Source organism: Mesorhizobium sp. ESP7-2, assembly GCF_020164715.1.
GTDB lineage: Bacteria > Pseudomonadota > Alphaproteobacteria > Rhizobiales > Rhizobiaceae > Mesorhizobium.
In genome coordinates this window covers 42,601-69,371 of the sequence record NZ_JAIUGQ010000026.1, presented here as the reverse complement: position 1 = coordinate 69,371, position 26,771 = coordinate 42,601, and the positions used below count along the sequence as shown (strand labels likewise).

The 26,771-nt window shown below is 61.5% G+C and carries 24 protein-coding genes; 12 read left to right on the top strand and 12 right to left on the bottom strand.

Annotated features, from left to right (window positions below; translation table 11 throughout):
• Positions 1–176: 176 nt before the first annotated feature.
• Positions 177–1,037 carry an ATP-dependent DNA ligase gene (locus LB543_RS22365; RefSeq protein ID WP_224615560.1) on the bottom strand — a complete coding sequence of 287 codons (861 nt, stop codon included), beginning with the start codon at positions 1,035–1,037 and terminating at the stop codon, positions 177–179.
• Positions 1,038–1,047: 10 nt separating this feature from the next.
• Positions 1,048–1,269 (bottom strand): hypothetical protein, encoded by a 222-nt coding sequence (locus tag LB543_RS22360; RefSeq protein WP_224615559.1) that lies wholly within the window; start codon positions 1,267–1,269, stop codon positions 1,048–1,050.
• A gap of 18 nt (positions 1,270–1,287) precedes the next feature.
• On the opposite strand from LB543_RS22360, the gene LB543_RS22355 reads away from it, so the two are divergent.
• From LB543_RS22355 to LB543_RS22335, 5 genes are all read left to right on the top strand, one after another.
• Entirely contained in the window at positions 1,288–1,884 is a 597-nt protein-coding gene (locus LB543_RS22355) for a hypothetical protein (RefSeq protein ID WP_224615558.1), read from the top strand.
• 61 nt (positions 1,885–1,945) lie between these two features.
• Positions 1,946–2,557 carry a class I SAM-dependent methyltransferase gene (locus tag LB543_RS22350; protein ID WP_224615557.1) on the top strand — a complete coding sequence of 204 codons (612 nt, stop codon included), beginning with the start codon at positions 1,946–1,948 and terminating at the stop codon, positions 2,555–2,557.
• Between the two features lie 638 nt (positions 2,558–3,195).
• Positions 3,196–3,894: a thermonuclease family protein gene (locus LB543_RS22345; protein WP_224597549.1), complete on the top strand. Its 699-nt coding sequence runs from the start codon at positions 3,196–3,198 to the stop codon at positions 3,892–3,894.
• Positions 3,895–4,154: 260 nt separating this feature from the next.
• Positions 4,155–4,505: a hypothetical protein gene (locus tag LB543_RS22340; RefSeq protein WP_224597546.1), complete on the top strand. Its 351-nt coding sequence runs from the start codon at positions 4,155–4,157 to the stop codon at positions 4,503–4,505.
• The gene (locus LB543_RS22335) at positions 4,480–4,842 is read left to right on the top strand and encodes a hypothetical protein (protein WP_224597543.1); all 363 of its coding nucleotides are present in this window, start codon (positions 4,480–4,482) and stop codon (positions 4,840–4,842) included. Before LB543_RS22340 ends, LB543_RS22335 begins: the two co-directional genes overlap by 26 nt.
• A 655-nt stretch (positions 4,843–5,497) precedes the next feature.
• On the opposite strand, the gene LB543_RS22330 is transcribed toward LB543_RS22335, so the two are convergent.
• Entirely contained in the window at positions 5,498–6,718 is a 1,221-nt protein-coding gene (locus LB543_RS22330; RefSeq protein ID WP_224597599.1) for a YcaO-like family protein, read from the bottom strand.
• A gap of 189 nt (positions 6,719–6,907) precedes the next feature.
• Here LB543_RS22330 and LB543_RS22325 point away from each other — a divergent pair, with 189 nt between their 5' ends.
• Positions 6,908–8,614: an adenylate/guanylate cyclase domain-containing protein gene (locus LB543_RS22325; RefSeq protein WP_224597541.1), complete on the top strand. Its 1,707-nt coding sequence runs from the start codon at positions 6,908–6,910 to the stop codon at positions 8,612–8,614.
• A gap of 27 nt (positions 8,615–8,641) precedes the next feature.
• Here LB543_RS22325 and LB543_RS22320 read toward each other — a convergent pair whose 3' ends face one another.
• Complete coding sequence (locus LB543_RS22320; RefSeq protein ID WP_224597539.1) at positions 8,642–8,959, bottom strand: hypothetical protein; 318 nt, start codon at positions 8,957–8,959, stop codon at positions 8,642–8,644.
• 186 nt (positions 8,960–9,145) lie between these two features.
• Between LB543_RS22320 and LB543_RS22315 the strand changes: the two genes are divergently transcribed.
• From LB543_RS22315 to LB543_RS22305, 3 genes are all read left to right on the top strand, one after another.
• Positions 9,146–10,582: a S8 family peptidase gene (locus LB543_RS22315; RefSeq protein ID WP_224597537.1), complete on the top strand. Its 1,437-nt coding sequence runs from the start codon at positions 9,146–9,148 to the stop codon at positions 10,580–10,582.
• A gap of 728 nt (positions 10,583–11,310) precedes the next feature.
• Entirely contained in the window at positions 11,311–12,450 is a 1,140-nt protein-coding gene (locus LB543_RS22310) for a helix-turn-helix transcriptional regulator (protein WP_224597535.1), read from the top strand.
• A gap of 174 nt (positions 12,451–12,624) precedes the next feature.
• Positions 12,625–13,407: a DUF1194 domain-containing protein gene (locus LB543_RS22305; protein WP_224615556.1), complete on the top strand. Its 783-nt coding sequence runs from the start codon at positions 12,625–12,627 to the stop codon at positions 13,405–13,407.
• An 825-nt stretch (positions 13,408–14,232) separates the two neighbouring features.
• Here the strand turns inward: LB543_RS22305 and LB543_RS22300 are convergent.
• On the bottom strand, positions 14,233–14,421 hold the full coding sequence (locus tag LB543_RS22300; RefSeq protein ID WP_224615555.1) for a hypothetical protein: 189 nt from the start codon (positions 14,419–14,421) through the stop codon (positions 14,233–14,235).
• A 568-nt stretch (positions 14,422–14,989) separates the two neighbouring features.
• Between LB543_RS22300 and LB543_RS22295 the strand changes: the two genes are divergently transcribed.
• Both LB543_RS22295 and LB543_RS22290 read left to right on the top strand, forming a co-directional pair.
• On the top strand, positions 14,990–15,259 hold the full coding sequence (locus LB543_RS22295) for a hypothetical protein (protein ID WP_224597531.1): 270 nt from the start codon (positions 14,990–14,992) through the stop codon (positions 15,257–15,259).
• A gap of 592 nt (positions 15,260–15,851) precedes the next feature.
• The gene (locus tag LB543_RS22290) at positions 15,852–17,387 is read left to right on the top strand and encodes a winged helix-turn-helix domain-containing tetratricopeptide repeat protein (RefSeq protein ID WP_224615554.1); all 1,536 of its coding nucleotides are present in this window, start codon (positions 15,852–15,854) and stop codon (positions 17,385–17,387) included.
• Here the strand turns inward: LB543_RS22290 and LB543_RS22285 are convergent.
• The 6 genes from LB543_RS22285 to LB543_RS22260 all read right to left on the bottom strand — a co-directional run bounded on the left by LB543_RS22285 (position 17,363) and on the right by LB543_RS22260 (position 24,123).
• A complete protein-coding gene (locus LB543_RS22285) occupies positions 17,363–17,695 on the bottom strand; it encodes a hypothetical protein (RefSeq protein ID WP_224597527.1) in 333 nt (110 codons plus the stop codon). The genes LB543_RS22290 and LB543_RS22285 overlap by 25 nt on opposite strands.
• Before the next feature lie 24 nt (positions 17,696–17,719).
• Entirely contained in the window at positions 17,720–18,133 is a 414-nt protein-coding gene (locus LB543_RS22280) for a hypothetical protein (RefSeq protein WP_224597525.1), read from the bottom strand.
• A gap of 70 nt (positions 18,134–18,203) precedes the next feature.
• On the bottom strand, positions 18,204–21,308 hold the full coding sequence (locus tag LB543_RS22275; RefSeq protein WP_224615553.1) for an efflux RND transporter permease subunit: 3,105 nt from the start codon (positions 21,306–21,308) through the stop codon (positions 18,204–18,206).
• Positions 21,309–21,420: 112 nt separating this feature from the next.
• Positions 21,421–22,995 (bottom strand): FAD-dependent monooxygenase, encoded by a 1,575-nt coding sequence (locus LB543_RS22270; protein WP_224597520.1) that lies wholly within the window; start codon positions 22,993–22,995, stop codon positions 21,421–21,423.
• A complete protein-coding gene (locus LB543_RS22265; protein WP_224615552.1) occupies positions 22,992–23,738 on the bottom strand; it encodes an efflux RND transporter periplasmic adaptor subunit in 747 nt (248 codons plus the stop codon). The genes LB543_RS22270 and LB543_RS22265 overlap by 4 nt, the downstream gene beginning before the upstream one ends.
• On the bottom strand, positions 23,668–24,123 hold the full coding sequence (locus LB543_RS22260; RefSeq protein WP_224615551.1) for a biotin/lipoyl-binding protein: 456 nt from the start codon (positions 24,121–24,123) through the stop codon (positions 23,668–23,670). The genes LB543_RS22265 and LB543_RS22260 overlap by 71 nt, the downstream gene beginning before the upstream one ends.
• 503 nt (positions 24,124–24,626) lie before the next feature.
• Between LB543_RS22260 and LB543_RS22255 the strand changes: the two genes are divergently transcribed.
• A complete protein-coding gene (locus tag LB543_RS22255; RefSeq protein ID WP_224597514.1) occupies positions 24,627–25,343 on the top strand; it encodes a hypothetical protein in 717 nt (238 codons plus the stop codon).
• 53 nt (positions 25,344–25,396) lie between these two features.
• On the opposite strand, the gene LB543_RS22250 is transcribed toward LB543_RS22255, so the two are convergent.
• A complete protein-coding gene (locus LB543_RS22250) occupies positions 25,397–26,767 on the bottom strand; it encodes a sensor histidine kinase (RefSeq protein ID WP_224597512.1) in 1,371 nt (456 codons plus the stop codon).
• Between the last annotated feature and the right edge of the window lie 4 nt (positions 26,768–26,771).

The window sequence follows — 26,771 nt, the reverse complement described above, 5'->3', positions numbered from 1 at the left end:
GGCCACAATGCTGCCGTCCCGAAGATCACGGCAATTCCGAGTGCCGCCAATGCCATAACCGCAACCATGGCGGCCTCGAACGGGCCACCGCCATTCCCTTTGTCCGACATTATGGATGATCCTCAACACGCACACATCACCGTCTGTGCCCCGCCTCGTGAGGTCACTTACATATGTTAATCCTCTTCCCGAAAATCCTGCAACGAGGCGTGCCGCAAATCCTCTTCGCCGCGCAAGTGCTTCACGCGGCCGATAATCCCGGGCTTCACCCATTGCGTCGCCGGCCGCTTCATGCCCTTCGGCGCCAGGCCTGCGTGCTCCTGAACACGTTTCCACAGCCGATCGCGGATTGCCCGGCTGGAATTGATGAATGCGGAGCCGACATATTGGCCCGTCTTGCGATCGGCCATCAGGGCGAAAGCTGGCTTGCCGGGTTCTCGTTCAACGCCTAGCAGCTCGTACTCCTCGACCGTATAGCATTTCGCTTTCAGCCAGTTCGTCGACGGGCCGCTGCGATATTTGCTGTCGCGTCGCTTCGAGACCATGCCTTCCATGCCGGCCAGGTCGATCAGGTGGAAGATGGCGCTCGCCTCGCCCGGTAGCGCCTGGCTGAATTGGATGCGCCGCCCCTCGGGGATCATCTCGGCAAGGATCTCGCGCCGGTCCTCCAGCGGCATGTCGCGAAGATCGTAGCCGTTGACGTGCAACAGGTCGAAGGCAACGAAATACAGGTCATGCTGCCGGTTGGTGATTGCCTTGCGCAGTGCGCCGAAGTCCGACAGCCCGGCCTCGTTCAACACGATGATCTCGCCGTCAATGATGGCGCTTTCGACATCGAGGTCAGCGGCGGCTTTGGCGAGGTCTCGGTATTTGGCCGTCCAGTCGAGTCCGCGCCGCGTGAAGATCCGCACACCGCCGTCATCCTTGATGATCTGCGAACGGTAGCCGTCGAACTTGACCTCGTGAATCCATCCTTCGCCCTCGGGAGGCTTCTCAACCAAGGTCGGCATCAGCGGATCGATGAACTTCAAACGCATGCCCTGAGCGTCATTCCGGAAACCCATCGTCATGATGCACGATGGCATCGAATACCGTCTCATAAACGCTGCCGGTCTCTTCTTCGATTTCGGTGCTACTGATTCCGATCGCCTTCGCCTCCGCAAAAAGCCTCTGGATTGCCTCAGCAACCGAAATCACGTCGGAGCTTGCGAGCCCTGAAAGATTCCTCGCGATCCACTGGTCCAGGAAATTGATGCCGCGCGTGCTCATTGCCAGCCTCTGAAAACCATGGCCCGCGCCTGCCCACACCCCCTGGCGCGGGCCGACCAAGGTCTTGAAGGGACTTTGGTCAGCAGCAGTCAATACCGGCTGCCGGTGATTCAATTAGCTTTAGCTAAAATTGTTCCGAAACTGCAAATGCCTGATGCAACAAAGCAAGGCGCATCACGTTCCCCACCACACCATCGGATTGAGGCGACGATGACGAAGTACCAGGTGGAAGAGATTTACGGCGAGACGGTCGTGTCATCTGGCACCGTCGTGGAGAACGATCCCAGGAAGGCCGCCGAAGCGACGGCGGGTCAAAGGGTCTTGCCGAGGACACGACAGGATCATTGGTTCCGGGTGGTCGATGAAGACCAGGCTGCCGTATACGAATACAGCTTGGCCGGACCTGACGAGCGTCCAGAAGATTGGACGAAACTCTCCGATCTCGGCTCACCGATCGTGGGGCACGAGCGTGAATCAGATGCCGCCGACGAGCAAGATGTCTACAATTGCCCCATCTGCGGACAGCCGGTCGATATGCACGATCTGCGTCAGGCGATGTGGCACGAGCAGCCGAGGCATGAGCGGCTGAAGCCCGAAGTCGTCAAGGGTCCCTAAAACGCAAAAAGCCCGCCGGCCGGAGCCAGCGGCTCAACGACAGAATGGGTTGGGAAATGAGATGGCGCCAAGGTTCATAGCAAAACAGCTTTCCTGGCCGGCTGGTATCGTCGGCTGGCTCATCCGAGAGGGTATGAACCGGGGCAACGCCCGGCTGAACAACTTCGCTCTCGATCAATTGCAGCTGGTTCCTGAGGATCGAGTGTTGGAAGTCGGTTTCGGCGGCGGCGCAGCAGTGCCGGGCCTTGTCCGTGGTGCGTCATTCGTCTGCGGTGTTGATCGCTCCCCTGATGTGGTGAGCGCCGCCGCTCGCCGGTTTGCCAATGTGGTGCGCGCCGGACGCGCCGAGTTTCACGTCGGAGCGGTTGAAAAGCTGCCCTTGCGGGATGCGACATTCGACAAAGCCCTCAGCGTCCACACAGTATACTTCTGGCAAAGCCTGAAAGCCGGATCTGCTGAGTTGGCACGAGTTCTCAGGCCTGGCGGGCGAATCGTTTTGGGCTTCCTTCCCAAGGCGCATATGGACCGGATGAACATGCCAGCAGATATCTTCACCCCACGTGATCCGGACGAGATCACAGCTGCTCTGCAAGGTGTCGGGTTCAGCGAGACGGAGGTTCGAAAACCGAACTCGGAGACGGCATGGGCCGTCGCGACAGGTATACGAAACTAAGCTGTCCGCGTGCGGAATGTTGCGGCAACAAAAAGCCCGCCGGCCCGAGCCAGCGGGCAGCTGACAGAGTGGAGGGCCGCCCGGAGTAGACGGCCAGCTCCCGAACATCTGTCTGCGACACATGTTCCACTGAGGCCCGCGCCCCCCGCAAAGGAGGGCGCGGGCCGGCCATCGTCGCGAAAAGACCGGACGCGCCGCGCCGCCTTCGCCCGAACTTGCGACTAGTCGAGCTGTTCCCGACCCGAACACTAAAAAGCCCGCCGGCCGGAGCCAGCGGGCAGGTCACAAAGGGAGGACCGCCGGGAGTGTAAAGCGGCCCGCTCCCAAACCTTTGTCTGTGACACATGTTCCAGCCCGCAATAAAAAGCCCGCCAGGGTGGGACCTGGCGGGCAAGGCTCTGGAGTACACTGGCATCAACCAGCATAGGTCAATGTTCCGCTCCGGTTGGGCACTTCTGGACTCTTCGTCGCGACGGACGCATTCTGCCCCTTGGGGAGCATGGGGCGTGGACAAAAATCGGTACGACAACCGGTCTGATCAGTGGCGAAGGCGAACTGGCGCCAGGCGCTCGCGCGCACGCAGATGGGCGAACGTCCCGCTTCGCCTGATCGTTGTCACGGTTACTGCGGCCGGCGCATTGGCCGCGCAGACGCTCCTGCAGCACAGCGACCGTTTGCCGGAGCTCAACCTGTCGAACTTGCTCGAGCCGAAGCCGGAACTGATCGCCGGCGTGGCGTCGGTGATCGACGGCGACACGATCGAGATCCACGGGCAGCGTATCCGCTTCAACGGCATCGACGCGCCCGAGAGCCGGCAGTATTGCGACGACGCCAGGGGATTCGAATATCCATGTGGCCGGCGGTCGGCCGAAGCGCTCGACAGCTTCCTGGCAGCCTCCAAGCCGGTGCAATGCACCTTTGTCGATTGGGACCGCTATCACCGCTTCGTCGGGGAGTGCTGGCGCGCTGATGGCGCCAGCGTCGCCGCCTGGATGGTCGAGCACGGCCAGGCTCTGGATTGGCCGCGCTACAGCCATGGCGCCTACGCCGCCCAACGGGCAACGGCCGGGGCGGCCAAGGTAGGTGTGTGGGCTGGCAAGTTTCAGGCGCCTTGGGAGTGGCGCGCGGAGCACGCCGACGGCGCGGCGCCGTCGCGCCAGCCGCTCGGCATCGTCAGCCGCAAGCTTGTCGCGCAGAGCGGCTATTCGTGCGAGCCGCGGCGGACGTGCAAGCAGATCGGTTCGTGCGACGAAGCCCAATGGTATCTGCAGAACTGCTCATGGGGCGGAAAGCTGGACCGGGACGGCGACGGCGTGGCGTGTGAGACGCTCTGCTGATGAAGACGCAGTCAGATCGCAGACCTTGCCCCTTAAGCGAGGATTCGTGGGAGATGGCGGGCGTTTAACACCTCCGCTTGGCAAACGCTTGAAGGAGGGCTTCACATACCGCCGTCCGGCAAACACGACGTTCGCGATCCCTCTTGCCGTGGCCAGGGCTCCATCTTCGGCATTCGGTCGATACCGGGATTCGCGGCGCGTCACGAGCAGGCAGAGGCAACCTTGCAAGCGGTCGCAGCCCCGCCTACGCATCATCGATGATGTCCCGCACCTACGAGCAGTGGATACCAAGGCGCCTACGCGATCCGTTCGAAAAGGCACTCGCTATGGATGCTGGCCATGTCCTCGATTTCAGCGACCGAACATTTGCAGACTTCTTCTTCGAAGTGATGAGTATAGATACTTCCATTACGAACCATTTCGACGCCAGGGGAAGGTCCAAGGCGAAGCGGCTCCGATCGTTCATCGAAAAGGCGCCTGCGGGAGTAGTTGCGAAGTTGCTGCGCGAGCTTTGGGAATATCGCGAGTCCTTGTCGTGGCCGAGCGTCGGCATCAGAGATAACTACTTTTCCGTTGTCGCGATCTTTGAAGGCGCGCCCGATCACATTTGACTCATCAGTATTTGAGGCGTTCGAGCCAAGTCAGACACTGGACGAGCTGATTGCGGCGATCCGTCGTGATCTCGATTCAAAGAAGCCCCAGGCGGCTTTGGACCGTCTGCACACCTACTGCATGAAGCAGTTCGCTTCGCTCGTGCGCAACCATGGCGGTGAGTGCGCGGCGAACGATGCGCTGCACGCCAGGGCTGGTCGGTACGTTAAGCTGCTGACTGTGCAGCGCAACCTTACTGAGATGTCGGAGCACATAATCAAAAGCTCAATCAGCGTTTTCGAGTCGTTCAAATACGATCAGGAACAACGAACATGCTGGCAGATCTGCGTGCGGTGAAGGCGTCGATAGAGTTGGAGCCGGCGAAAATGATAGAGGGCTGAGAATCGGCGGCCTTGGCAAACGCGACGTTTTCGTATCCTCGCTTCTCTTCCTCCGACGCCCCCGGGCATGGGCAACGAGCGTTATCGGCACGGGCGGGTTTGCCACGCTTTCTTATTCGAACTGACCACGATTTGGAGGCGGCAGCTAGACAGTCTGCCGATCCTCGCACATCCTCTACGCCAGTTGTCCGACCCGCTGGGCGGCATTCCGGTCGTCGCGGCGGCTGCCCCGCACCCCGCCCGCCAGCTTCGCAAGGGGCACCAACAACCTGTGGCTGTTGCATGCCAAAGACGCCGGTCTGGGACGAAAACTACCTCTTCTCGACGCGCGAGCCCGCCGAGGCGGTGTGGATGGATGCCCAACGCATTGGGGTAGCGAGCCACGTCGTCTAATCTCTACAACGGGCTGATCGAGGAAAAGGGGCCGCCCGAGCAGCTATTCGGCGCCCAGCGAGCAGCGCCTTTGGGTCCGGCAAGTCACGCGCCCTTCCGTGAACCACTCATGGGCAAGCAAAAGACGAAACTCGTCGCTACCAAGTGAGCAACACGCTGACGGTCCGAGTGCGTGACCTGTCCAAAGCCGGTGAACTCCTAGACAACGCGGGCCGAGGTCAGTACAAAATAGCCGTCGGATTAAGGTCCGATTCTGAAATAGGTCTCTTGCGCGCGCCCATGGCTACCGGAACCTCGAACAGCCGGCCCTCGGCGTATCGGGGCCAAATCGGGCGAAGCGCAGGTGCGAGGACGCGGACGACGGTTGGCGCATCGTCGCGGGACAAGCACACAACGAACAGGTCAACGGCCTTTGACCTGAGTTTGCCAAGAACGTCCTCCGGCCCGGCGTGCTCACGGCGATGGTCAAGCCGACCTGAGGGCGTCAAATGGCGGTTTCGTCGCAACGACGCGGCAGCAGCCCAAGCGACGAAATTCGGTGGGATCGCCTGCCTGGCGGCAGACATCGGCCGTGCGAAATTGGCGGAAAGCATGAACTGGCAGACCTCTCCCAGAGCACCCTCAATGGCCTGATGCAGATCCGGGCCAGCAGCGGAACCAAACCAGAATCCTTTGCCATCCTCGCCGTATGCCAGCGCGGCGACAACCGGGATCTCAAGATCATTGGTCAGGTCAATCAAATGAAGCTTCCGACGAAGTGTCCGCAACCAGCTACGAAACAACCTCACCAACTCTTCCTGACTTTGCGGTATCGTGACTTCCGGCAATTTAAGGCGATTATACCACCATATGGATACCGCATCGCGTTCAACAAGCTCGAGAACCGCACGTAGCGTCGCCTCTTCTCTATTTAGGCCAGCGGCAAGCCCCGAACTGTCTGCCAAACAAAATCCGATATCGTAACAATTCGGGTATGAAAGCAGACAATACGCTGCCGGCGCATATCCTCGATTTCCTGTTGAGACATGCTCGATCTCCAACCATGATATCGCTCGCCCAGTGTTGAAAGGCCCGGGGATCCATTGGTCTCGATCAGCGCTGGAGTTCCAAACCTCCGCATGGTCCAACTGTCGGGGCGAATACTTCAAGAGGTCCCGAGGATCTATTGCCGAACCTTGGATCTCATCGAAAGTGGCCACGACGACCTGTTCGCGGCCGGTATATACGGCACTGCTGCGCTCGATGCCTTCCATCACCGTCCGATTGAAGGCCCCGTCTGCGGTCCGGGCGCGCCCAGAAACCAGGCGTCGGCGGCCGGTGTGGTCCGGTGCCAATACGGCGGCGGCGACGTGAAAGGGACATCCCGTGGGCAGCGGCAGTACTGCAGGCGGGCTGGCGAACGTGAGCAAAGGGAACCTCTGCGCCTTTCGCGACCTCATGTGGAGCTTCGCCGGCGATGTCCCGGCCATGCCGAAGCTGCATTCCAACTGGCTAACACGCCGATTTGTAGGTAGGATGACTTCTGCGGTGCAACATAACCAACAATTCGGGCTGACGTGCAAACGATAGTATCTGGCGAGGCCGCCTCGGGTGGAACTCTGGCCCAGCCCACGGCGTCCGATACGATCGTGGCCGAGACGCGGAAAGAACTCTTCATCCTGGCCGGTGACATGGTCGGATACAGCGAGTCCGTCTTCCGGAACCCCGAGACGGGCGTCCGTAATCTCGTCATGTCGCGCAACGCGTTTGTGAAGGCGCTCAAGGCAAATGGCGGACGGATAGTTTCAACTCCGGGTGACTTCGTCTTGGCAGCTTTCGAGTCTGCTTCGGATGCAGCGGTTGCTGGCATAGCAGCACAATCAGCGCTTCTCGAAAATAGGCTGCAAGATAGTCGCTGGCGGGTTGGAATTGCGTTCGGAGAGGTTTTTGAAATCGATGGCGACATCTATGGACATGCAGTCAACGTTGCGTCCCGCATTCAGGGAGTAGCGGCGCCCGGCCAGATACTTATGTCCGACGAGGTCGTTCGGCGATTTCCTGATGGGTTTTCAGTGGTTACCGAAAGTATTGGTTCTAAGCGCCTGAAGAATATTAGCGAGAGCATTAGCATATACCGTGTTGCAAGTTCCAAATCGGAGGAGTATAACTCAGACTTTCTAAAGGACATTCAGCAATATAGAGAGAATATTGTAAAGCCGATTGTTGAAATTCAACCGTTTGAGCCGCAAGACGACTCGCAATCGGCGCGGTTCGTCGCGTCATCTCTGCAAGATGAGATTCATCTTGTCTTGGCGCGGCTCACCAATTCGATCTCGGTTCGAGATACGACCGCCGTGGTGCGAGGCAAGGCCCATTATGTCTTGCGATCGAGCATCAGCACGCGGGGCCAGCATCTCCGGATCATGCCTCGGCTGATTTCGGTGTCTGACGGCGCGACCATCTGGGCCGAGCGATATGACTACGATCTTCGCGACAGCTTCGATGCCCAGGACCAGATTGCCTCGGAAGTCGTATCTGCCTTGCAATTGGCGCTGACCGACGGGGAACAGGCGCAGATTTGGAAACGTGGAACACGCAGTGGTTTGGCGTGGGAGACCTTTCAGCGAGGTCATGACGAGGAGCGCCGATACACACGGGAGGGGCATCGGCGGGCGAAGGAGTTCTATTCCAGTGCACTGACCATGGATCCCACCTACCTGTGCGCCCTGGTGGCTTTCGGGTTCTGCTATCTCGACGAGGTGCGTCTGGGCTGGGCAGAGAACGACCAGGAAGCGATCCAAGAGGCCCAACTTCTATACGAGCGTGCCTCGCGCATTGACGCCGGCCATTCGGACGTGCTGGCTCTGCTGGCATTCTTGCGATTGCTTCAGCGGAAGCCTCAGGAGGCGCAGCGGGCCATGGATGATGCCGTCGCGATCGCGGGTCACAGTCCAGAAATCGTAGGATACCAGGGCGCGCTCATGGATCTGCTCGGCAACTACCCTGCCGCCATTCGGGCCTATAATCGCGCCGCTTCGCTGAGCCACCATGTCTCGCCTTGGATATCGGCCAATCTTGCACTCTCCAATCTGGCGGTGGGGAGAGCCAAAGAGGCTGAACTGATTTGCCGCGAGGTCGTCGCATCGCATCCCGGTTACGTTAGAGCGTGGCTTGCTTTAACGGTCGCGTTGGTACGTCAGGACAAGGTCAGTGAAGCGCTTCGGGCGGCGAGCCGTATGCTGGACCTAGACCCGAAATTCACGGTGACGGAGTGGTCGCACGGCAGGCCATTTGCGGATGAAGCCCTGCTGGCCGCGTTCGCGAGAGACATGGAGAAGGCCGGCCTTCCCAGATAGAAGCCGGTCTCACAGGGTATCCGCGCTCTATCGACCGCAGCCGAAGAGGGCTGCCGCGCTCATTCCGACAACGAAATCCTGATTGCGTGCAAGGTAGTCCCTGAGTTGGTCACGCGTTGCAATGCCCGCCGGGGGCAGCGGCACGACTATCTTCACGACGGTCGGATCATCGATTATGGCCAGTGCTGGCCTGTCAAGAATGTCATTAAAGGCCGCAGTGAGTGAGTAGTCGTCCATGGCTCCGATGAACCCGGAACTTTCCGGCAGTACTCGAAACCACTCCGCGATTATGGCCTGCGCGATTTCCGTCTGCTGCCGATTACGCTTTGCCCTGGCCCGTGCCATCAAATCCCCCTATCTGTAACCGGCAGACACCATGAGCCCGTCAAACGAGCAACCCGCTGAAATGTCTCCCAAGCCGCCGCTTGAGAAATCGGGCAAGGACGGTGAGACATTATTGCCACGCCCACCTTTTCAAATTACTCTATTGCGAATTGGCGACTTGGGCAATCGGCCCGGTGGGAGTTTGGCATGCGCTGCTTACCGACTCTGTTCGTCGCATGCCTGATCCTTGCAAACGCGCCGCTTGCGAACGCAGGTGAGGAGTCATCTGGCGCGACCCCGCTGGAGCCTATCCCTGGCAACGTGATTTCCGAGATGCAGGCCAAGGCTGACAACACGTCAATCATATGGCTCAAAAGCGGAAAGGATTACACCGAGGCTGACGTCAACCAGATAGCGCGAACAATTCTCGGGGAAGCCTTCATCGGTCAAAACGGAGGGGATAAGTATTTCTCCGATAACGTAGGCAATCTGTATTCGCTCAGCGCGCTCACACTTCCCATATCAGCCGCGACCGCGCGCGCTCGGGTGGCTGAAGAGAAAATCCTCGAAATAGGCGAGATCAGCTCAAATTCGCTGATTTTCGGCATGGGCTCCGAGTGCGGGGACGAAGACGATCAAAAAGCCATCTCCACTACGGAGTCTCTCCCTAAGAACATCAAGCGGGTCAACCCCAGTCCTGAGGATGCGAGCGCGCTGACGAAAACCGTTTGGATTGTCGACAGCGGCGTCGGCCCTGGGTCAGATATCGCCAACGAATTGCAGATCGTCGAGCAGCGACTTTGCACAACGAGTTGCGTTTCCGAAACGGCCACCGATCCAATCGGACACGGAACCATGGTGGCCGGGATAATCGGCGCAAAAAAAGGAAACAATCTAGAACTGATTGGAGTGGCTCCGGGGATCAAGATACGCGCGCTGCGAATATTTACCGCATCATATCCGGTCGACCTGTTAAGCAATGCGCTCACGGCCCTTCAGTATGTCAAGACATACGCCGCCGCAGGCGATGTTGTGAACGTGAGCTTTGGAGCCTATTACAATCCGCTGTATGTACCCGGGGCTACGTCTGGAACGACAGAGCCCAGTCCGGAATCGAAGATTGAAGCCCTTCTGCGGGATCTTGCGCAAAGCAAGCAGCTTTTTGTTTCGGTTGCTGCCGGAAATACGGACGTCATTGGCGGTTCGGGATACGTGCAGACCATCTCTCCCGCTCGTGTTGGCGGATACCGGTTTCCTTCCACTGGCACTCCGACTGGCGCAGTGATCACCGTTTCTGCGGTGAAGAAGACGGACGTGTTCTGGAACTTTTCCGCTTATGGAAACGGCAACATCGACATGACTAGCGGCATCCAGATAGGACCGCCTGATTTCGCTGCGCCCGGCGTGAAGATCCGATCGCTATGGCCGGGCAACGTCGCGAACCCGAATGGCCAGACAAACGTTTGCTCGGGAACCTCATTTGCAGCCGCACACGTTTCGGGCTTGCTGGTGTACGGAATTCCAAAGCCCGACAAGAGCGCCCTTTTCGATCCGTCTGCGCTTATTCCTGGCAAGCTTCCGGGGAGCGATAAGCCGAGTGACTACAGCGTTGCCAGGCAAGATCCAATCGCTACGAAGCCCTAAGCTATTGGTGACTGGACGCGTGTCGCCTCGGTCGCAGTGATGTGGACATAGCTGTTGCACAACGGGCAGAGTGCGGTCCGCACATTGTTTGGCGACATCGGATCATCCGAATTTTGCAGGCTCGAACGAACGCCGACGACGAATGAGCAGTCCTCGGCCCAGGACACAGGTGCCTGGAGGGCAGCTCCAACGCGCAACCGGGGTCGCGAGCCGGCGAGTGCGGAAGCAACCGCCCCGAAATTGATAACCGATATGGCTCCGAGACCCCGAAGAAACCGTGAGAATAAGTCGCGCCGACTGAGCATTGCCGGTCTCCGCCCGTTAAGCCCATGCTAGGCCCGCGCCACACGGTTGTCGAGGGTGTTCCACAGAGCGAGGTGACTCTCGAATGTCCACTTCAGGGGCGCAGAACTGATTTTCCGAGGGCCGAACTCAACGCGACACGCGGCGCAACCACGACCTCCAGCCTTGTCGCCGTCGAGGTCGGCTTTCAGGCGTCGGCAGAGCTCACTTCAACGGCCGACTTTTGGGCGCAAAGCCGCCGATTTCTCGAGCCGGTTCGCGTCAAGAGCCAATCTTTGCCGGCGGACATCGATCTCAACATTTTTGTGCGGATTAAATAGCTAGCCGTTGCGACCCCGAAGATCCGACCGGGGTTCTTGATTTTGGTGGATCTGTGGTACTTATGAACGCGTGTGGTGGCCCATCCATCATCAGGGTAGACTTATATGGCTGCCAATAGGGCAATCGCGCCCGCGATCGAGGATTGCTACGACGCCGCTTTCGAATTCGGGCGGTGGCCAGAGGCGCTTCAAAACCTTGCCGATGCCCTAGGCGCTACGAGTTGTGTCATCCGCGCATGTGACGACACCCACCCTTTCCGGAGCGACCAGCGCAAGCGGACCACACCGACACCGGATTCGACGGAACATGCTGAATTTTCGGAGCTCTGGCTCAACAACATCGGAGGTGCTCCCGATCCCCGTTGCGAGAGGTTGAAGCTGCTGGCGAAACCCGCAATCTGCTTCACCGTCGAGGACGAACTCACCACCCCCGAGGAGAGAAGCTTTCTACCCTACTATCAGGAAATAGCACGCCCTGGGCACCGCGAGTGGTGGGCAGCCGTCTACTTTGTGGTGAAGAGACACAAGTGGTTCCTGTCGATGTTCCGTGATGCCCCCAGCGGGGCCTTCGATTTGTCCGAGGCGGGCCATTTCCTGCGGGTGGTACCGGATCTGAGGCGGATCATCAGCCTTGCCGAGAAGATATGGCAAGTTTCGTTGGACCCGACGCTGGCTGTTCTTGACCAGTTCAATTTTGGCGCCGCGCTGCTTGATCGTCGTGGCTGCCTGATGCGTTGCAACGAGCATGCGGATGCTTTGTTCGGCTCCGGTCTTGTGGTCCGCCACGGCCGCATCCACGCTGCGGATCGGGAGAGCGATACTCGTCTGCAGCGCATGATCGGGGCTGCCGTCTCAAGCGCACTGGAGGGCCCGTTACTGGTTGAGCCTGAAGTCATCGCCCGCGACGGATCGTTCTGGCTTCTAGCCGAGGTCGTGCCGATGACTTCATTCGTGCGCGACCTTTTCAATGGCGGGGACTTTCTGCTTTGCTTCACCGACCTTGTGAGGGAACGGGTGCCATCGGAACGGTTGCTCGGTCAAACATTTCAACTCACGGCGGCCGAAGCGCGACTGGCCGCAAGCCTGAGCTCGGGCGATGGTATCGATGCGGCGAGCGCCCGATTGGCGATTGGTCGCGAAACGGCGCGAACCCAACTCCGGGCGATCCTCACCAAAACGGGAACGCATCGCCAGGCCGAGCTCACTGCGCTGCTATCACGCCTGCGAACGCCTTCACGACCCTGAATGGCGTTCCTCACCCCATCGGGTGAAGCGCGCAGACGCTAGCCAACGCACACTCCCCATTGGATTACGAAGATCGCACCTGTGGCGCCGGGAGGATCCCGAATGACAACGTTGTTTGGCCAGAAATTTCGACGGCATCGGCCGAAGACACAGCGGCTGACAAGGGCATTCTTCATGGCACTGACGCTGCTTGCCAGCTATCCCTGCTCACCATCGGCGGGGGTCGAACCCGAAACGCTCGGCGTCGACCTTGAACTGGTCCTTGCCGTGGACGTCTCATCCTCGATGAGCCTGTCGGAGCAACGGATTCAGCGCGACGGTTACGTCAATGCATTTCGGCACGCGGACCTTGCGAGAGCCATAGGATTGGGCGCTCGTGGGACGATCGCGGTTTCGTATCTCGAATGGGCTGGGCCGAACTATCAGCGCGTTCTCGTGCCCTGGACGACTATCGGTAGCTACGCAGACGCAAGACAGTTCGCCGACGCCTTAGCGATCCAGCCTATTAATAACGCGCAACCTGGGACCTCCATTTCGGGCGCGATTCTGTTGGCCGGCGAGCTTTTTTCGCAGAGCCGAACCGTAGCCGCACGCCGGGTGATCGACATTTCGGGAGATGGTCCCAACAATGCCGGTCTGCCGGTCGCACCGATACGGGACCGACTGACAGGCTCCGGCATCACTATCAACGGCCTGCCCGTGTCGCTGCGGCGCGGTGGGTCCAACGCCTTTCAATCCTATGGCGCGCGCTATCTCGATCATTACTACGAGCACTGCGTCATTGGTGGCCCAGACGCATTCGTGATCGGGATTGACGACCTCAACCTGATCGAAGTCGCAATTCGGCAAAAACTGGTTCGGGAAATCGCTGGCCTTGCCTCGCGACCCAAGCTCGCCTCCTATTTGGCAGGCGGCCAGGTGTTCGACTGCTCCATGATTGGAACCACCGCCCGGTAGCCCACGGCCGTCCCTCGATAGTTTAAATAGCCTCTCTCCGTTCTCGTCGATGCACCACCCGATCGGCACCTGGGAGAGACGGCCATCTGCCGCCAGCCTGAGCAGCTCTAGCGCCCACGCTCGTCATTTTAGGGACCCCGCAAGCGCCCTCCGCCCCTACCGCCGACAAACCCCGGCCTGCCGCGATGGGGGGCGCTCGGAGATACCTTTATCGGCGACCGTCTCGGCTCATAGCAGGAAAAGAGCAGACGGCCAGCAGCGCCTTTCGCTCGAGCCTATCGGCACGCTCGGGGTCCCTACCTCCTGCTCATCGCGCGATGAAAATGGGCGTGATAGTCAGCCTGCGATCTGTGCGTGCAGCTTCGGCGAGGGCGTTGCATCAACGCCGGTTCAAAGGCAACTACTGCTCCACTTAACGCGAGAAGCGTGCGGCAGTTGATTATGGCATGGACAATCTCCTGCTTGCCATTCCGGGTTATCACAGGAGGTGTTCGGATGCTGTCAGTTGAAACCGCCCTCGGTGACGTTCGAACACAAAGAGCGCCCCGCATGTGGGACCCCACAATCGCCCCCACCCCCGTCGTCGATAGACGTCGGCGGGCGGTGCCGGTCGCCACCAGCCCGAATTGCCGAATGGTTGGAGTGGCTCAGCTTGAGCGTTTACAGCTCGTTTCTCGGATAGAGCCGAGCGATCTCGGCAGGCGTGAGATCGTCGAGCAGGGCGGGCGTGGGGCCGTCGTGACGAAATACCATCAACGTCCGCCTGCCGTCGACTGTGCCCTTAAAGTCGGCGTGGGTGCGCCGCCACACTGCGTAAGTCGCGACTTATGCAATATCCGCGGCCATGCGCGATTGTGATCTGACCCAGCGGCCCGGAAGGGATGGACGCCGTGGAAAGAGGGCGCCGTCGACCTCGAGATCGACAAAATCTGGTGGGCGGCGAGGTGCCTGCACTTCGCCAAGCTCAACGTCACATGCTGGTTCGACGGCTCCGATCTCGTCGGGATTGAACATTGGGGCTTCCGTCGGCCGCAATGGTGCATGAAGCTGAAGCCGGCCGACTGGCAGCCCCTGCCCGAGGTCATCCGCCATGGTCGCATCCCCTAGGTATCCGCGCGGCGAAAAACATCGCGCAACGGTCATGCACAAGCAAGTCAGTTTCCCAACCGGGATGTGCTTGACGACTTGGGCGAACGAGCGGCCTGAAAGTTTCTCCTCCACCAAGGCCAGGCGGCTTCGGCTTCCCGGCCTTTCTATTGCGCTCTCGCTTGAACCCGGTCCAGGCAGTGAACAGGAATATCGGGCCATGTAGCCTTGGCGCATGCCGTGTCTGTGACGGCGACAGCGGGCTTGCCTTGCACACTGGCCGCTTGCGTGGCCGTCGACCCAAGGAGGAATGTCTGTGTAAGGAGAGCCGAGAAGGCAGCGACTTGAAGCAGCACGGCGGCAAAGGCGATTTTCTTGAGCATGCGACAGAACGTTTGTTGATGGCCGCCGGTTCCGTCAGGCAACGCTCTTGCCAATCATTCACCCATAGGAACATATTCCCGGCGCGGCGATTTCTTAATTCTGAGGCCGCACAATGTCCAAGACCATCGCCGACGCCATTCGCGCCCGTGAGACGTTCTACGTCACTTGCGGTCATCCCATGTGTAATCATTCCACCCAGCTCGAGCTTGAGGCCCTGGGCGCCCGCCTGGGGCTCGACCACGGCGCCATGCACAATGACTTGGTGAAGGTGTTCCGCTGCGATCGCTGCAAGCAGGCGGGGAGGGACCAACGACCTGTGTTCTTCACTTGCATTCCTAACTACGGAACGATTGATCGAAAGAGAATTGAGCGAAAAGGCTGACCGTCTTGCCATGCCGTTCTATGTCGCGCCATGTCGCGTTCCATGTTGCGTGGAGTTGCCTACAGTGAGCGGGAAGCGTTGGAAATCAACGGTAGGGCTTGCAACATGAGCGCGACATGAAAAGGCAGGCAACAAGCCTTTGCGCTGACTAATGGCCTGATAACATTCGAGAATTAAGTGACTGGGGTTCCTGGAAGCTTTTCGAACTTTCTGGCTCTCGTCCCAGCCCGAGTTGCGGATGCTCATGGACAAAGTGGGACACGAGATTCGGGTTTAGAGTAGGCTAAGGCATCGACCTTCTGGCACGTGCGCCTTCGTTCAACGTGAATCGGCGCACCCCTACACCTTCTGAACGGCAGCTTGGCGCTTTGTTTGAGCCGTTCGAAGTAGCATCCGCTCCCCCCAACCGGGCGAGCCCTACAGCATCATTTGTCGCGTTTGGGACTGGTGTCTTGTGGTTGCAGCTGCCGGACGATAAGCGCCGATAGCCAATTTGATTGCAATTGCGGTCTGAGCGATAATGACGATGTCGCTCCCGCCTCGAGTGGAATCGATGGCGCAATGACTACGGCGCGCGGGAAGGGGTGTCCCGATGACGACGGCTACGGCCGATCAGATCTTCCGATTCGGCGGGTTCACGCTCGACCTTGCCATGGGCACGCTGCGCGGCGTCAACGAGCCGCTGTTCCTGCGACCAAAAGCCTATGCGCTGCTTTCGCACCTGGCGCGCAATATGGGCCGCGTCGTGCCAAAATCGGAACTGATGGATGTCGTGTGGCCGGGCGTCTACGTCACCGAGGATTCGCTGACCCAGTCGGTGCGCGAAATCCGCAAGGTGCTGGGCGACGAAATGGTGCGTACCGTCTCCAAGCGCGGCTATATGCTGGCCGCCGAGGCCGAGGCAGCGCCCGAGATCAACGCCCAACCGATCGTCGCCGTGGTGCGCTTCCGCAATGAGAGTGGCGATCCGGCCGACGAGGCGATGGTCGACGGATTCGCCGAGGACCTGATCAACGGCGTCGCCCGCTTCGGCACGGTTACGGTGCTCGCGCGGAACTCAAGCTTCTCCTTCGCTTCCTTCGGCCGCGCCGAGTGGCCGCAGATCCGAGCCCGCATCGGCGCCGACTATCTGGTCGAAGGGTCGCTGCGCCGCCAGGGCGAGCATGTGGTGGTCGCGGTCAGCCTGGTCGACATAGCCACCGCCAGCCAGCTCTGGGGCGACCGCTTCCAATCACAGGGCGACGGCCTGTTCGCGATCGAGCGCGAGATCGTCGAGCAGATCGTCAGCCGGCTGGTCACGCGTGTCGCCAATGCCGGGCTGGAGCAGGCGTCGCGCAAGCCGGTCACCAGCCTCGCGGCCTATGAGCTTTTGTTGCGCGGCTTCGCGATGCTGCGCGATCCAGCCCAGACCGACCAGCGAGGCGCCGAAGCACTGTTCGAAGCGGCGATCGCCAAGGACCCGAACTATGGCCTCGCCTATACCTATCTCGCGCTTGTGCGGGCATTGGACGGCGAATTCGGGCGTGCCAGCGACGCCGTGTTGGAAAACGCGCGCGATCTTGCCGACAAGGGCCTGGCGCTGTCGCCGGACCAGCCGACGGGACACCGGGTGCAGTCGCTGATCCGCCTCTATATGCGTGATCACGAGGCGGCCGAGCATCACATGCGCATCGCGCTCCAACTCAATCCCTACGATGCCGACAGTATCGAGCAGATGGGTATGCTGCTGACCATGCGCGGCCGGCCACTGGAGGCGCTGACCTGGCTGGCGCGCGGCATCCGCATCGATCCCTTGCACCCACACTGGTACCAGTTCGACCGCGCGCTGGCGCTCTACATGATGGGGGAATACCGGCAGGCGGCCGATGCGCTGGAACTGGCGACGCGTCCGGCGCCATGGATTCGCACCCGGCTGGCGGCCTGCTATGCCCAGATGGGCGAAATGGAGAAGGCGCGGCGCCAGATCGCCCTGATCGGGGAGGGCGATCCGTTCTCGCCGCTTGATTATGCCTTGCGCGGCGTGCCGTTCGAAAACCGGGCCGATGCCGAGCATCTCGCCGAGGGCGTTAGGCTTGCCCTCGGCGAGATTCCGCCCGAGGCCGATCAATCGGCCACGACCACGATGTAGCGGCCCTGATAGAGCCGGTAGTAAGTGCCGCCGCAGCGCCAGACATCGAAGCCGTTGACCTTGGTGCGGACGCAGCCAGCAGGCAGTGTCGCGACCCAGGCCGTGGTGTGTCGCAACACGCGCCACGTGGCGGTGCGGCGGGCAACACCGGCCGCGCTGCGTGGCGTCCACGGCGCTCCGATTCGGGCCTCGGCGGTGCTGACGAGTGACAGCGCCGGCACGGAGGTGCCGGCGATCTCGACGGCGGTGATTGCAAGGGCGAGCAGGGCTGCGGCCGAGCGGCATTTCTTTCCGGATTTCAAAGCCATGTTGGTTTCTCCAGACGTTGAAGTCTAGTGGGAGGATGCGGCGGCAAGCCGGGCCGAGCCCGTCAGCGCCGCCAGGTGAGCAACCACGAACAGAAAGTGTGCCGCGGTTGTGACGTAGCCGACGACGAGCACGTCGGCGGTGATGAAGAACTCCCAGAACAGAAGGTTCGCCGTTCCAAGCAGCATGTGCACGGCAGCCAGCACGGCGTGCCAGGTGCGGGAGTAGGCGTTGCGCCAGAGCGTCACGCCGATGATCAGCGCGAGCCCGTGCGCCTCGGTGAAGCCGATACCGGCGCCGGGCGCATCGCCGAGCAGAATCGCTTCCGGGCCGCGCCCGAAGAAGGAGCCGGCGATATCGGTGAAAAGCCCGCCGGCCGAGGCCAGCATCAGGAAGCCGGCGTTGAAGCGGACAAGGAGATTTCCGTAGAAAGGGGACATGGGCGTTCCTTTTGGGGTGCGGTTGCCACGGCGGTGCTGCCGCCGTGACCAGTCGGATTGCGTTGTAGGCTCAGGCCGCTATGGCCTGCGGTTCGGCCGCGACTGTCGCCTGGTCGGCCGCAGCGATGGTCTCGGTCGGCGTCCTGATGCCGAACCAGGCGACGTAGAGCGTCGGCAGGAACACCAGCGTCAGCACGGTCGCCACCATCAGTCCGCCCATCACGGCGTATGCCATCGGCCCCCAGAATACGGTCGGCGCGATCGGGATCATGCCGAGTATGGCGGCTGCGGCGGTCAGCAGGATCGGCCGCAGCCGATGCGTGGTGGCGCTGATCACCGCGGCCCAAGGCTCTTCGCCTGCGGCAATGTGCTGGTCGATCTGCGCGATCAGGATGACCGAGTTGCGGATCACCATGCCGATAAGCGACATCACGCCGAGGATGGCGACGAAGCCCATCGGAGCCCCTGACAGAAGCAGCGCGCCGGCCACGCCGATGATCGCCAGCGGCGCGGTGAGCAGCACCAGCACTATGCGCTGGAAGCTCATAAGCTGGATCATCAGCACCGTCGCCATGATGAACAGCATCAGCGGGAAGACCACGAAGATGCTGGCCTGCGCCTTGGCGCTGTTCTCGATGACGCCCCCCTGTTCGACGCTGTAGCGCGCCGGCAGCTCGGCCTTGAAGGTGGCGATGGCGCTCCCCAGCCGCTTAGACACGGCGGTGGCGTTCTCGCCCGGCGCGACGTCGGCCTGGACGGTGACGGTCGGCAGGCGGCCGCGGCGCCAGATCAGCGGGGGCTCGGTCTGGTAGCTGAGCTTCGCCACCTGTTCGAGAGGGACGCGCCGTCCGCCCGAAGCGGTGAGCGTCAGGCCGCGCAGCGTGTCGATGCTGGCGCGTTCCGTATCCACGGCGCGGGCAACGATGTCGACGAGATAGATGTCGTCGCGCATCTGCGTGATCTTCGAGCCGGACAGGATCGCGTTGATCGTCTCTGACAACTGCTGCGAGGAGATGCCCAGCGCGCGCGCCCGGTCCTGGTCGACCTCGACCTTGATCACCTTGGCCGGCTCGTTCCAGTCGTAATTGATGTTGCGCACCGCTGCGTCGCTGCCGAGCACTTGCGCGAACTGCTGCGCGAGGCTCCGCGTCTTGTCCGGGTCCGGACCCGAGACGCGGAACTTCAGCGGCCAGCCGACCGGCGGGCCAAGCTCCAGCGGCGTGACGCGGGCCATGACGTCGTCGAAGCCGGTTGAGAGTTCCTTCTCCAGCCGGTCGATGACCGCCTGGCGCACGGCGTGGCCCTTGGTGACCACGACGGCCTGGGCGAAGAAGTCGTTGGCGAGCTGCGCGTCGAGCGGCAGGTAGAAGCGCACCGCGCCCTGGCCGACATAGAAGCTCCAGTGGTCGATATCCGGATCGGAAGCGAGCAGCTTTTCGACGCGCTCAACGACGGCGTCGGTCGCCTTGATCGAGGCTGTGCGCGGCAAGGTGAGGTCGAGCATCACCTCGGGCCGGTCGGACTTCGGGAAGAACTCCTGGCCGACGAAGCCCATGGCCACGACCGAGAGCGCGAACAGACCGGCGGTCGCCGACAGCACCAGCCACTTCGCCCGCATGGCGGCTTCGAGGAGCGCCTGGAAGCCGCGGGCGATGCGCGACGGCTGATGGCTGCCGCCATGGCCCTTGATGCGATCGGGCAGCAGGAAGACGCCGGTGAGCGGTGTGAACAGCACCGCCACCACCCAGGAGACGACGAGCGCGATCGCCACCACGGCGAACAGCGAGAAGCAGTATTCGCCGGCGCCGCTCTTGGCGAAGCCCACCGGCACGAAACCGGCGATCGTCACCACCGTGCCGGTCAGCATCGGGAAGGCGGTCGACGTATAGGCATAGGTGGCGGCCGAGATCTTGTCGTAGCCGTCCTCCATGCGGGCAATCATCATCTCGACCGCGATCATGGCGTCGTCGACCAGCAGGCCGAGCGCGATGATCAGCGCGCCGAGCGAGATGCGCTGCAGCGATATGCCGAAATACTCCATGGTGACGAAGGTGATCGCCAGCACCAGCGGGATGGCGACGGCCACAACGACGCCCGGACGCCAGCCGAGCGCCAGCAGCGAGACGGCAAGCACGATGGCGATCGCCTCCCCGAGGCTCTTGGTGAACTCGCCGACGGATTCTTCCACGACATGCGACTGGTCGGCGACCAGGCCGAGTTCGGCGCCGAGCGGCAGCTCGGCCTCCATCTCGTGCATCTTCTCCTTGACGGTCTCGCCGAGCGCCAGGGCGTCGCCGCCGGCCGTCATCGACACCGCGATGCCCACGGCGGGCTTGCCGCTGAAGCGGAACATCGGCTGCGGCGGGTCGGAATAGGCGCGCTTGACCTCGGCGACGTCACCCAGTCGGAAGTAATGGCCGTTGGCGTAGAAGTTGATCGCCTTGAGGCTCTCTTCCGATGTGAAGGAACCCGACACGCGGATGGCAATGCGCTCTGGGCCGGCATCGACCGTGCCACTCGGCGTCAGCGCGTTCTGCGCTTGCAGCGCCTGCGTCAGCGTGCCGACGTCGAGACCGAGCGCCGCGACCTTCTGCGTCGAGAATTCGAGATAGATCTTCTCGTCCTGCTGGCCGATCAGGTCGACCTTGGCGACGTCCTTCACGGTGAGCAGCCCGGCGCGCAGGCTGGTTGCCATATCCTTCAGCTCACGATGGCTGAGACCGTCGGAGGTGAGCGCGTAGATCAGCGAATAGGTGTCGCCGAACTCGTCGTTGAAGAACGGGCCCTGCACGCCGGACGGCAGCGTCGGCTTGATGTCGTTGAGCTTCTTGCGCACCTGGTACCAGAGCGGCTGCACCTGGTCGCCGGCGACGGTATCCTTCAGGTTGATGAAGACGACGGATTCGCCGGGCTTGGTGTAGCTCTTGACGTAGTCGAGGTCGGGCAGTTCCTCGAGCTTCTTCTCGACGCGGTCGGTGATCTGCTCGACCGTCTCGCTCGTGCTGGCGCCCGGCCACATCGTCTTCACCACCATGGTCTTGATGGTGAAGGGCGGGTCCTCCTCGCGGCCGAGGCCCCGATAGGCGTAGAGGCCAGCGAGTGCCGCCGCGATCATCAGGTAGACGATGAAGCTGCGGTGGCGCAGCGCCCATTCGGAAAGATTGAAGCTGCTCATGACAAAAATCCTTCTCAGCGCGCGCGAAGGCCCGTTCCGCCGGCGGTTGCCGGCTGGCGAAAACAATGGCAGTTGGGGTCAGTCAGCGTCCGCCGCAGGCGGGCGCTGGAATTCAGGCCAGGCTGTGCATGGTGCCCGGTACTCGGTATGGCGCCCGCTCGGCCGTCCTTGGCCTGATGGCGAGGCCGGCGAGATAGCGCTGGAAGCTGGCCGCCTCCTGCATCGGCAAGGCGAGGGCGACATGGCCATCTGGCCTTACCAGATAGGCCGCGTCCTTTTGCAGGCCGGCTTTCGCGGCGATGTGGGACCAGGCGAAGGCGTGGATCGGAATTCCTGTCGAGGCGATCATCGTCCGGAACTCGGAATTGATCTCGCCATAGACATGCACCTGCCAGTCCAGCGAGCGCAGCGGTTCGAAATTGTCGCTGCTTGCGGTTGGCACGTAGGGCAGGCGGTCGCCGCCACTGATCTTGCCGGCGGTGCCCCAGCTGATCGGGCCGGCGCGATACTGGATAGCGGCTTGCGAGATCACGCCGAAGAAGGCGCGCGAGCCGACCGAAGTGTGCAGTGCGATGTTCAGGATCTTCGGCATCAGATAGCGCCGGAACAGGCCGATGAGCCTGGAGCGGCTGGTGGCGATGCGGAAGGCTTGGTCGGTGCTCTCGATCAGCTTGCGGGCAAAGGCGATGCGCTCCGGCTCGTAGCTGTCGAGCAGGCGCGGATCGGCGCGGCCCTGGACGACGGCGGCGAGCTTCCAGGCGAGGTTCACCGCATCGCCCATGCCGGTGTTCATGCCTTGGCCGCCGGCCGGGCTGTGGATGTGCCCGGCATCGCCGCAGAGGAACACGCGGCCGACGCGGAAGCGCTCGGCGACGCGATGGTGGACGCGGTAGGTCGAGAACCAGTTCACCTCGTCGACCGTGACGCCGGTGTCGCGCTCGACATCGGCGCGGATCACCTCGAAGCTGATTGTCTCGTCGGCCTCATGCGCCTTCGGCACGATGCCGATCAATCGAACCGAACCCGATTGCCGGACCGGCATGACGATGGCGAAGCCATAGGCGCTGACCGCCGTGTCCATGCCGTTGCGAGTGATTTCGCCGCGCCCCTTCACGTCGGCGACGTAGAAGGACTGCTCGTATGCGCCGCCGGGAAAGCCGACCCTCAGCCCATGGCGCACGGCGCTGTGGGCACCGTCGCAACCGGCAAGGTAGGCGGCGCCGACGGTTTCGGCCCGGCCTTCCTTGCTCAAGGTCGCGACGACCGCATCACCTCTGTCCTGGAAGGCGACGAGCTCGGTGCTCCGCTCGACCGTGACGCCGGCATGCTCCAGATGCGCGATCAGCACGCGCTCGTGGATATCCTGCGGCAGCGCGAAGGCGAAGGAGTAGGGGCTGATGCCGCGGCCGAAATCCGACAGCGGCAGCTTCGCGGCGACGCCGGCCGGCGTGTGCACGGTGAGCTGTTCGATCTTCACGCCCGCGGCAAGCACGTCGTCGACGATGCCGATCTGGCGGTGGAACTCCAGCGTGCGCGCCTGGACGGCCAGCGCCCGCGATGTCTCGCCGGGAGCGGCGGCCTTGTCGAAGATGCGCACCGGCACGCCGAGCTTGGTCAGCCATAGCGCGAGCGTCAGCCCGGTCGGGCCGGCGCCGGCGATCAGCACTCTTGTCTTGGACATGGTCATTTTTCTTCTCCCTCAACGATACGGACTTTTTCGTGTTCCCGCAGCCGGTTTACGCCGGCGGTGACGACCCGGTCGCCTTTGGCGAGCCCGTCGCTGACGACGACCCGGTCGGTTTCGTAGCGGGCTATGGCGACAGGCTTCAGCTCCACCGCCGAACTGGCGCCGACCACCCAGACGGCGGGCTGGCCGTTTTTGTCGAACAGCGCGCTGCCGGGCAGGGTCACGACCGGCGCGCCCGCTATCTCGACGCGGCCGGCGACACTTGCGCCGAAGCGCATGTCGTCCGGCGCGTTCTCGAGCGAGACCTTCACCTGGAAGGTGCGGGTCGCAGCGTCGGCCATCGGCGCGATCTCGCGCACCGTGCCGGTCGTCGAGATCGCCGGATTGCTGAGCAGCGAGACGGTGACGGCGGGAATCTGCTTGCCGCGCTGGTCGCTGGCAAAGGCGGCTTCCGCGATCGAGAACACCGCGTCGCGGCTTTTCGGATCGGCGACGCGCACCACCATCTGCCCGACATTGACCGACTGGCCGGCTTCGGCGCCGGTGGCGGTGACGATGCCGTCGAACTCCGCATGCAACTCGGTATAGCCGAGCTGGTCCTTGGCCATTACGAAGGCGATGTTGGCCGATTTCAGCTTGGCTTGGGCCGAGCGCAGGTTCTTCAGCGTCGCGTCATGGTTGGCGCGTGTCGTTGGCGAGCAGGGCGCTGATGCGTGCTTCGGCGGCGCGGGCTTCGACCACAACGGCCTCGGCCGCCGCCACGTCCGTCTCGGCGCTGGCCAGCCGGTTGCGGTAGTCCTGGTCGTCGACGCGGGCGAGAACCTCGCCCTTCTTCACCGTTGCGCCAACCTCGGCGATACGCTGGATGAGCTTGCCGGAAACGCGAAAGGCGAGATCACTCTCCAGTCTCGGCTTGATCTCGCCGACGGCGACGCGGTTATCCATGGCGGATGCCGGCGAGACCGAAACTGCCTTGACCAGCTTGGTTTCGGGCGTACCCGGCGCGCCGTTCGAAGCCTCGCTTCTGGCGCCATGCCAGACCAGGGCGGCGCCGCAGGCGAGGGCGGCGATCGAGCCGGCGACCAGGCGGCGCCTCGGCGGCTTGTTACGAAAGAGTGCGGCAATCATGTTGTCTCCATGCCCAAATTTGCGGCCGCGCTTGGGAGGACGCGGCAGGCTGAAAATCGTGCTGGCTGCGGGAGAAACCGGTGGTTTGGCTCTCTTATGCGCCGGCCAGAACGTTTTGCGATTTCGGCCGCGCGAAATCCCGAACGGTTTCTGAAAATTTTCCGATGTTTGGCCGATGACGAGTTCCGAGCTCTATTGAGCTCAAGGCTGTCAGCTATTCTGTCGGTCTATCCCTCGAGCCAACGTTCCGCTTGCGGCCAAAAGCGTCAGAGAGTTCTACAATTGACCATCGACTGGGGTTCTTGGAAGCTTTTCGAACTTTCTGCCTTGCCCCTTCGGTCGAATTGCGCGTGCTCCTAAGGGACGGTGAAGTATCTCGATCCGCGCTGATGCAAACTTGATCCGAGCTCTCATTCTGGGGTTCGAGACGGTAGTTAGCAGGAGCGGAGAAAAGGCGAGGATGCCGCTTGGTCGCGCCCGCTGCGTCGGGCTAGATAGTCCCGATGGACCGCGGTAGACCTTCGGCGATGGGGCGGTGGGACAAAGACGGAAACTGGGCGGTTGGGAGCTGCATCGCGATCTTCTTCGCGATCGGCTTTTGGATGTGGTGGTCCTACCACTGGGACTTCGGCGATATCTGCCCAGCGAACGAGCAGACGGAATTGGCGCTTTGTGCTCGAAGCTGGATTGGCGCGCTGGCGGGCTACTTCGCTACGGTTTTCGGCGCGCTAACGATTTTGATGCTGCTAAAGCAGATCAACCAGAGCGAACGGCACCGCGAGGCCGCGTTGCAACGTGAGGGCCGCCTCGTTGCCGACATGCTGCTGATCGACCTTCTGGTAACGGCCGAGCGTCTCAGAGAGCTTGCGAGAAAGATAGACCTAGACCCACCGATAGCGGAGATCTCGAGAAAGATGATCCCCGACGCTGTTAAGGTTACGCCGGTCCTGGCTATCGCTCTGCAAAAGCATTGCCTTGAGGTTTCTGATTTCGTGAACCGTGCCCTGCAGAATTTTCAGCTGGCGGGCCAACTCTTGTCCACGATGGGTGCGCGGACGGGAAGATCCCCAGAGGCTGGAAACCCCAAAGCAGCAAAAGCCTTGGAAGGATGTTGGCTGGGCCGTCGTAGAAGCTTTTGGAACTTTTGGGTTGCCAGCCCGAATTGCGTGCGCTTGTCGAAGAAATTCGGATATCAGAATCGGTCATTTGGGAAAGATTGACAAGTACATCGATCCCTCCACAGCGCCGGACCGGGCGATCGAGGTTTCGTAATTCAATCGGGATTGGCAACCACGATGCGGCACGAAATTCCGGAAGGTCGCGGATCAATTTGGGCACTGCCGAACTCTACAGGCAAGACATCCAAAATCAGTCTGAGCCCGAAGCCGTGTTCAAGCCTTGGAGGAACAGGAGGTCCGCCGCGCTCTCGCCAGTGCAGTTCAAGCCCGGTCGGCGTGATTTCCCACCGAATGCCGACCGTCCCGTTGGGGTTTGAAAGCGCGCCAAATTTGGCCGCATTCGAGCAGAGTTCGTTGAGCACGAGTGCAAGCGGTACGTTTAGCCGCGCTGGCAATCTTACTGCGTCCCCTTGAAGTTCGAACCTGTTTGGGGACCAAAAGGGTTCGGTAACGCTGCCGATCAGTTCCATCAATCCGAAGGGTTGACCCTGCTGCGCTACAGTTAAATCAGTAGCCTTCGCCAGGGCAGCAAGTCTACCAAGGAAGCTCTTCAGGGCATCCGGATCGGCGGCACCACGCCCAAACGTTTGAGTGGCCAGCGCCTGAATTACGGCGAGCGAGTTCTTCACGCGATGATGCACCTCACGGAGCAGCAGGTGCTTCTGTTCGTCAGCGCGCTTGCGCTCGTCGATATCCATCAGGACGCCAATGATGCGCTTTGGCTCTCCAGTAGGGGAGGTCTTTATCTCTGCGCGGAGCAGTCGCCAGCGCAATGATCCATCGGGAAACCTGCAACGGAATTCCGCTTCAAAATGCGGATCAGTCCCCATCGCCGCTTCTGCGCGAATTTCCATGATCCTCTCTAGGTCGCCCGGAGCCAAGAGCATCCGCAGTTCCGCAACGGAGGGACATGAATCGGCGGCCAAACCGAACATACGATTGAGCTCGGGGCTGACGTTCAGACGATCCGTGGGGACGTCGAGCTCCCACACAGCCATTCTGGCTGCATCGATGGCCAGTCGCTGCCTGAGTTCTGCCTCTCGCAAAGCGTTTTCCGCCAGCTTGCGACCGGTGATATCCTGGATGGTGCCGAGGAAGCGCACCGCCTTCACTGTGTCGCTGACGCGTTGAAAGACCGCCTCCCCATGCGCCAGAGCCCAGCGAACCTCGCCCGTATCAGCGCGCACGATCCGGTACTCGTAAGGGTCGGTGTTCCTGATCGCAGGATCCAACGCCATGCCGGCCAGTTTCCAGGTGCGCGGCAAATCCTCTGGGTGAGTGACGGCGCGAACCTTCTCGAGAGTGATAGGCTCGTCGGGAGAGAAACCAGAGATCGCCCGAGCCCGTGGCGAATAATTCATCTCGTTCGTTTCGAGATTCCAGTCCCAAATCCCTATAGGGGCGGCCCGAAGGGCCAGCCTAAGCTTTAAGTTATCTTCCCGAAACTTATCTATCGGTCGACGCACGATT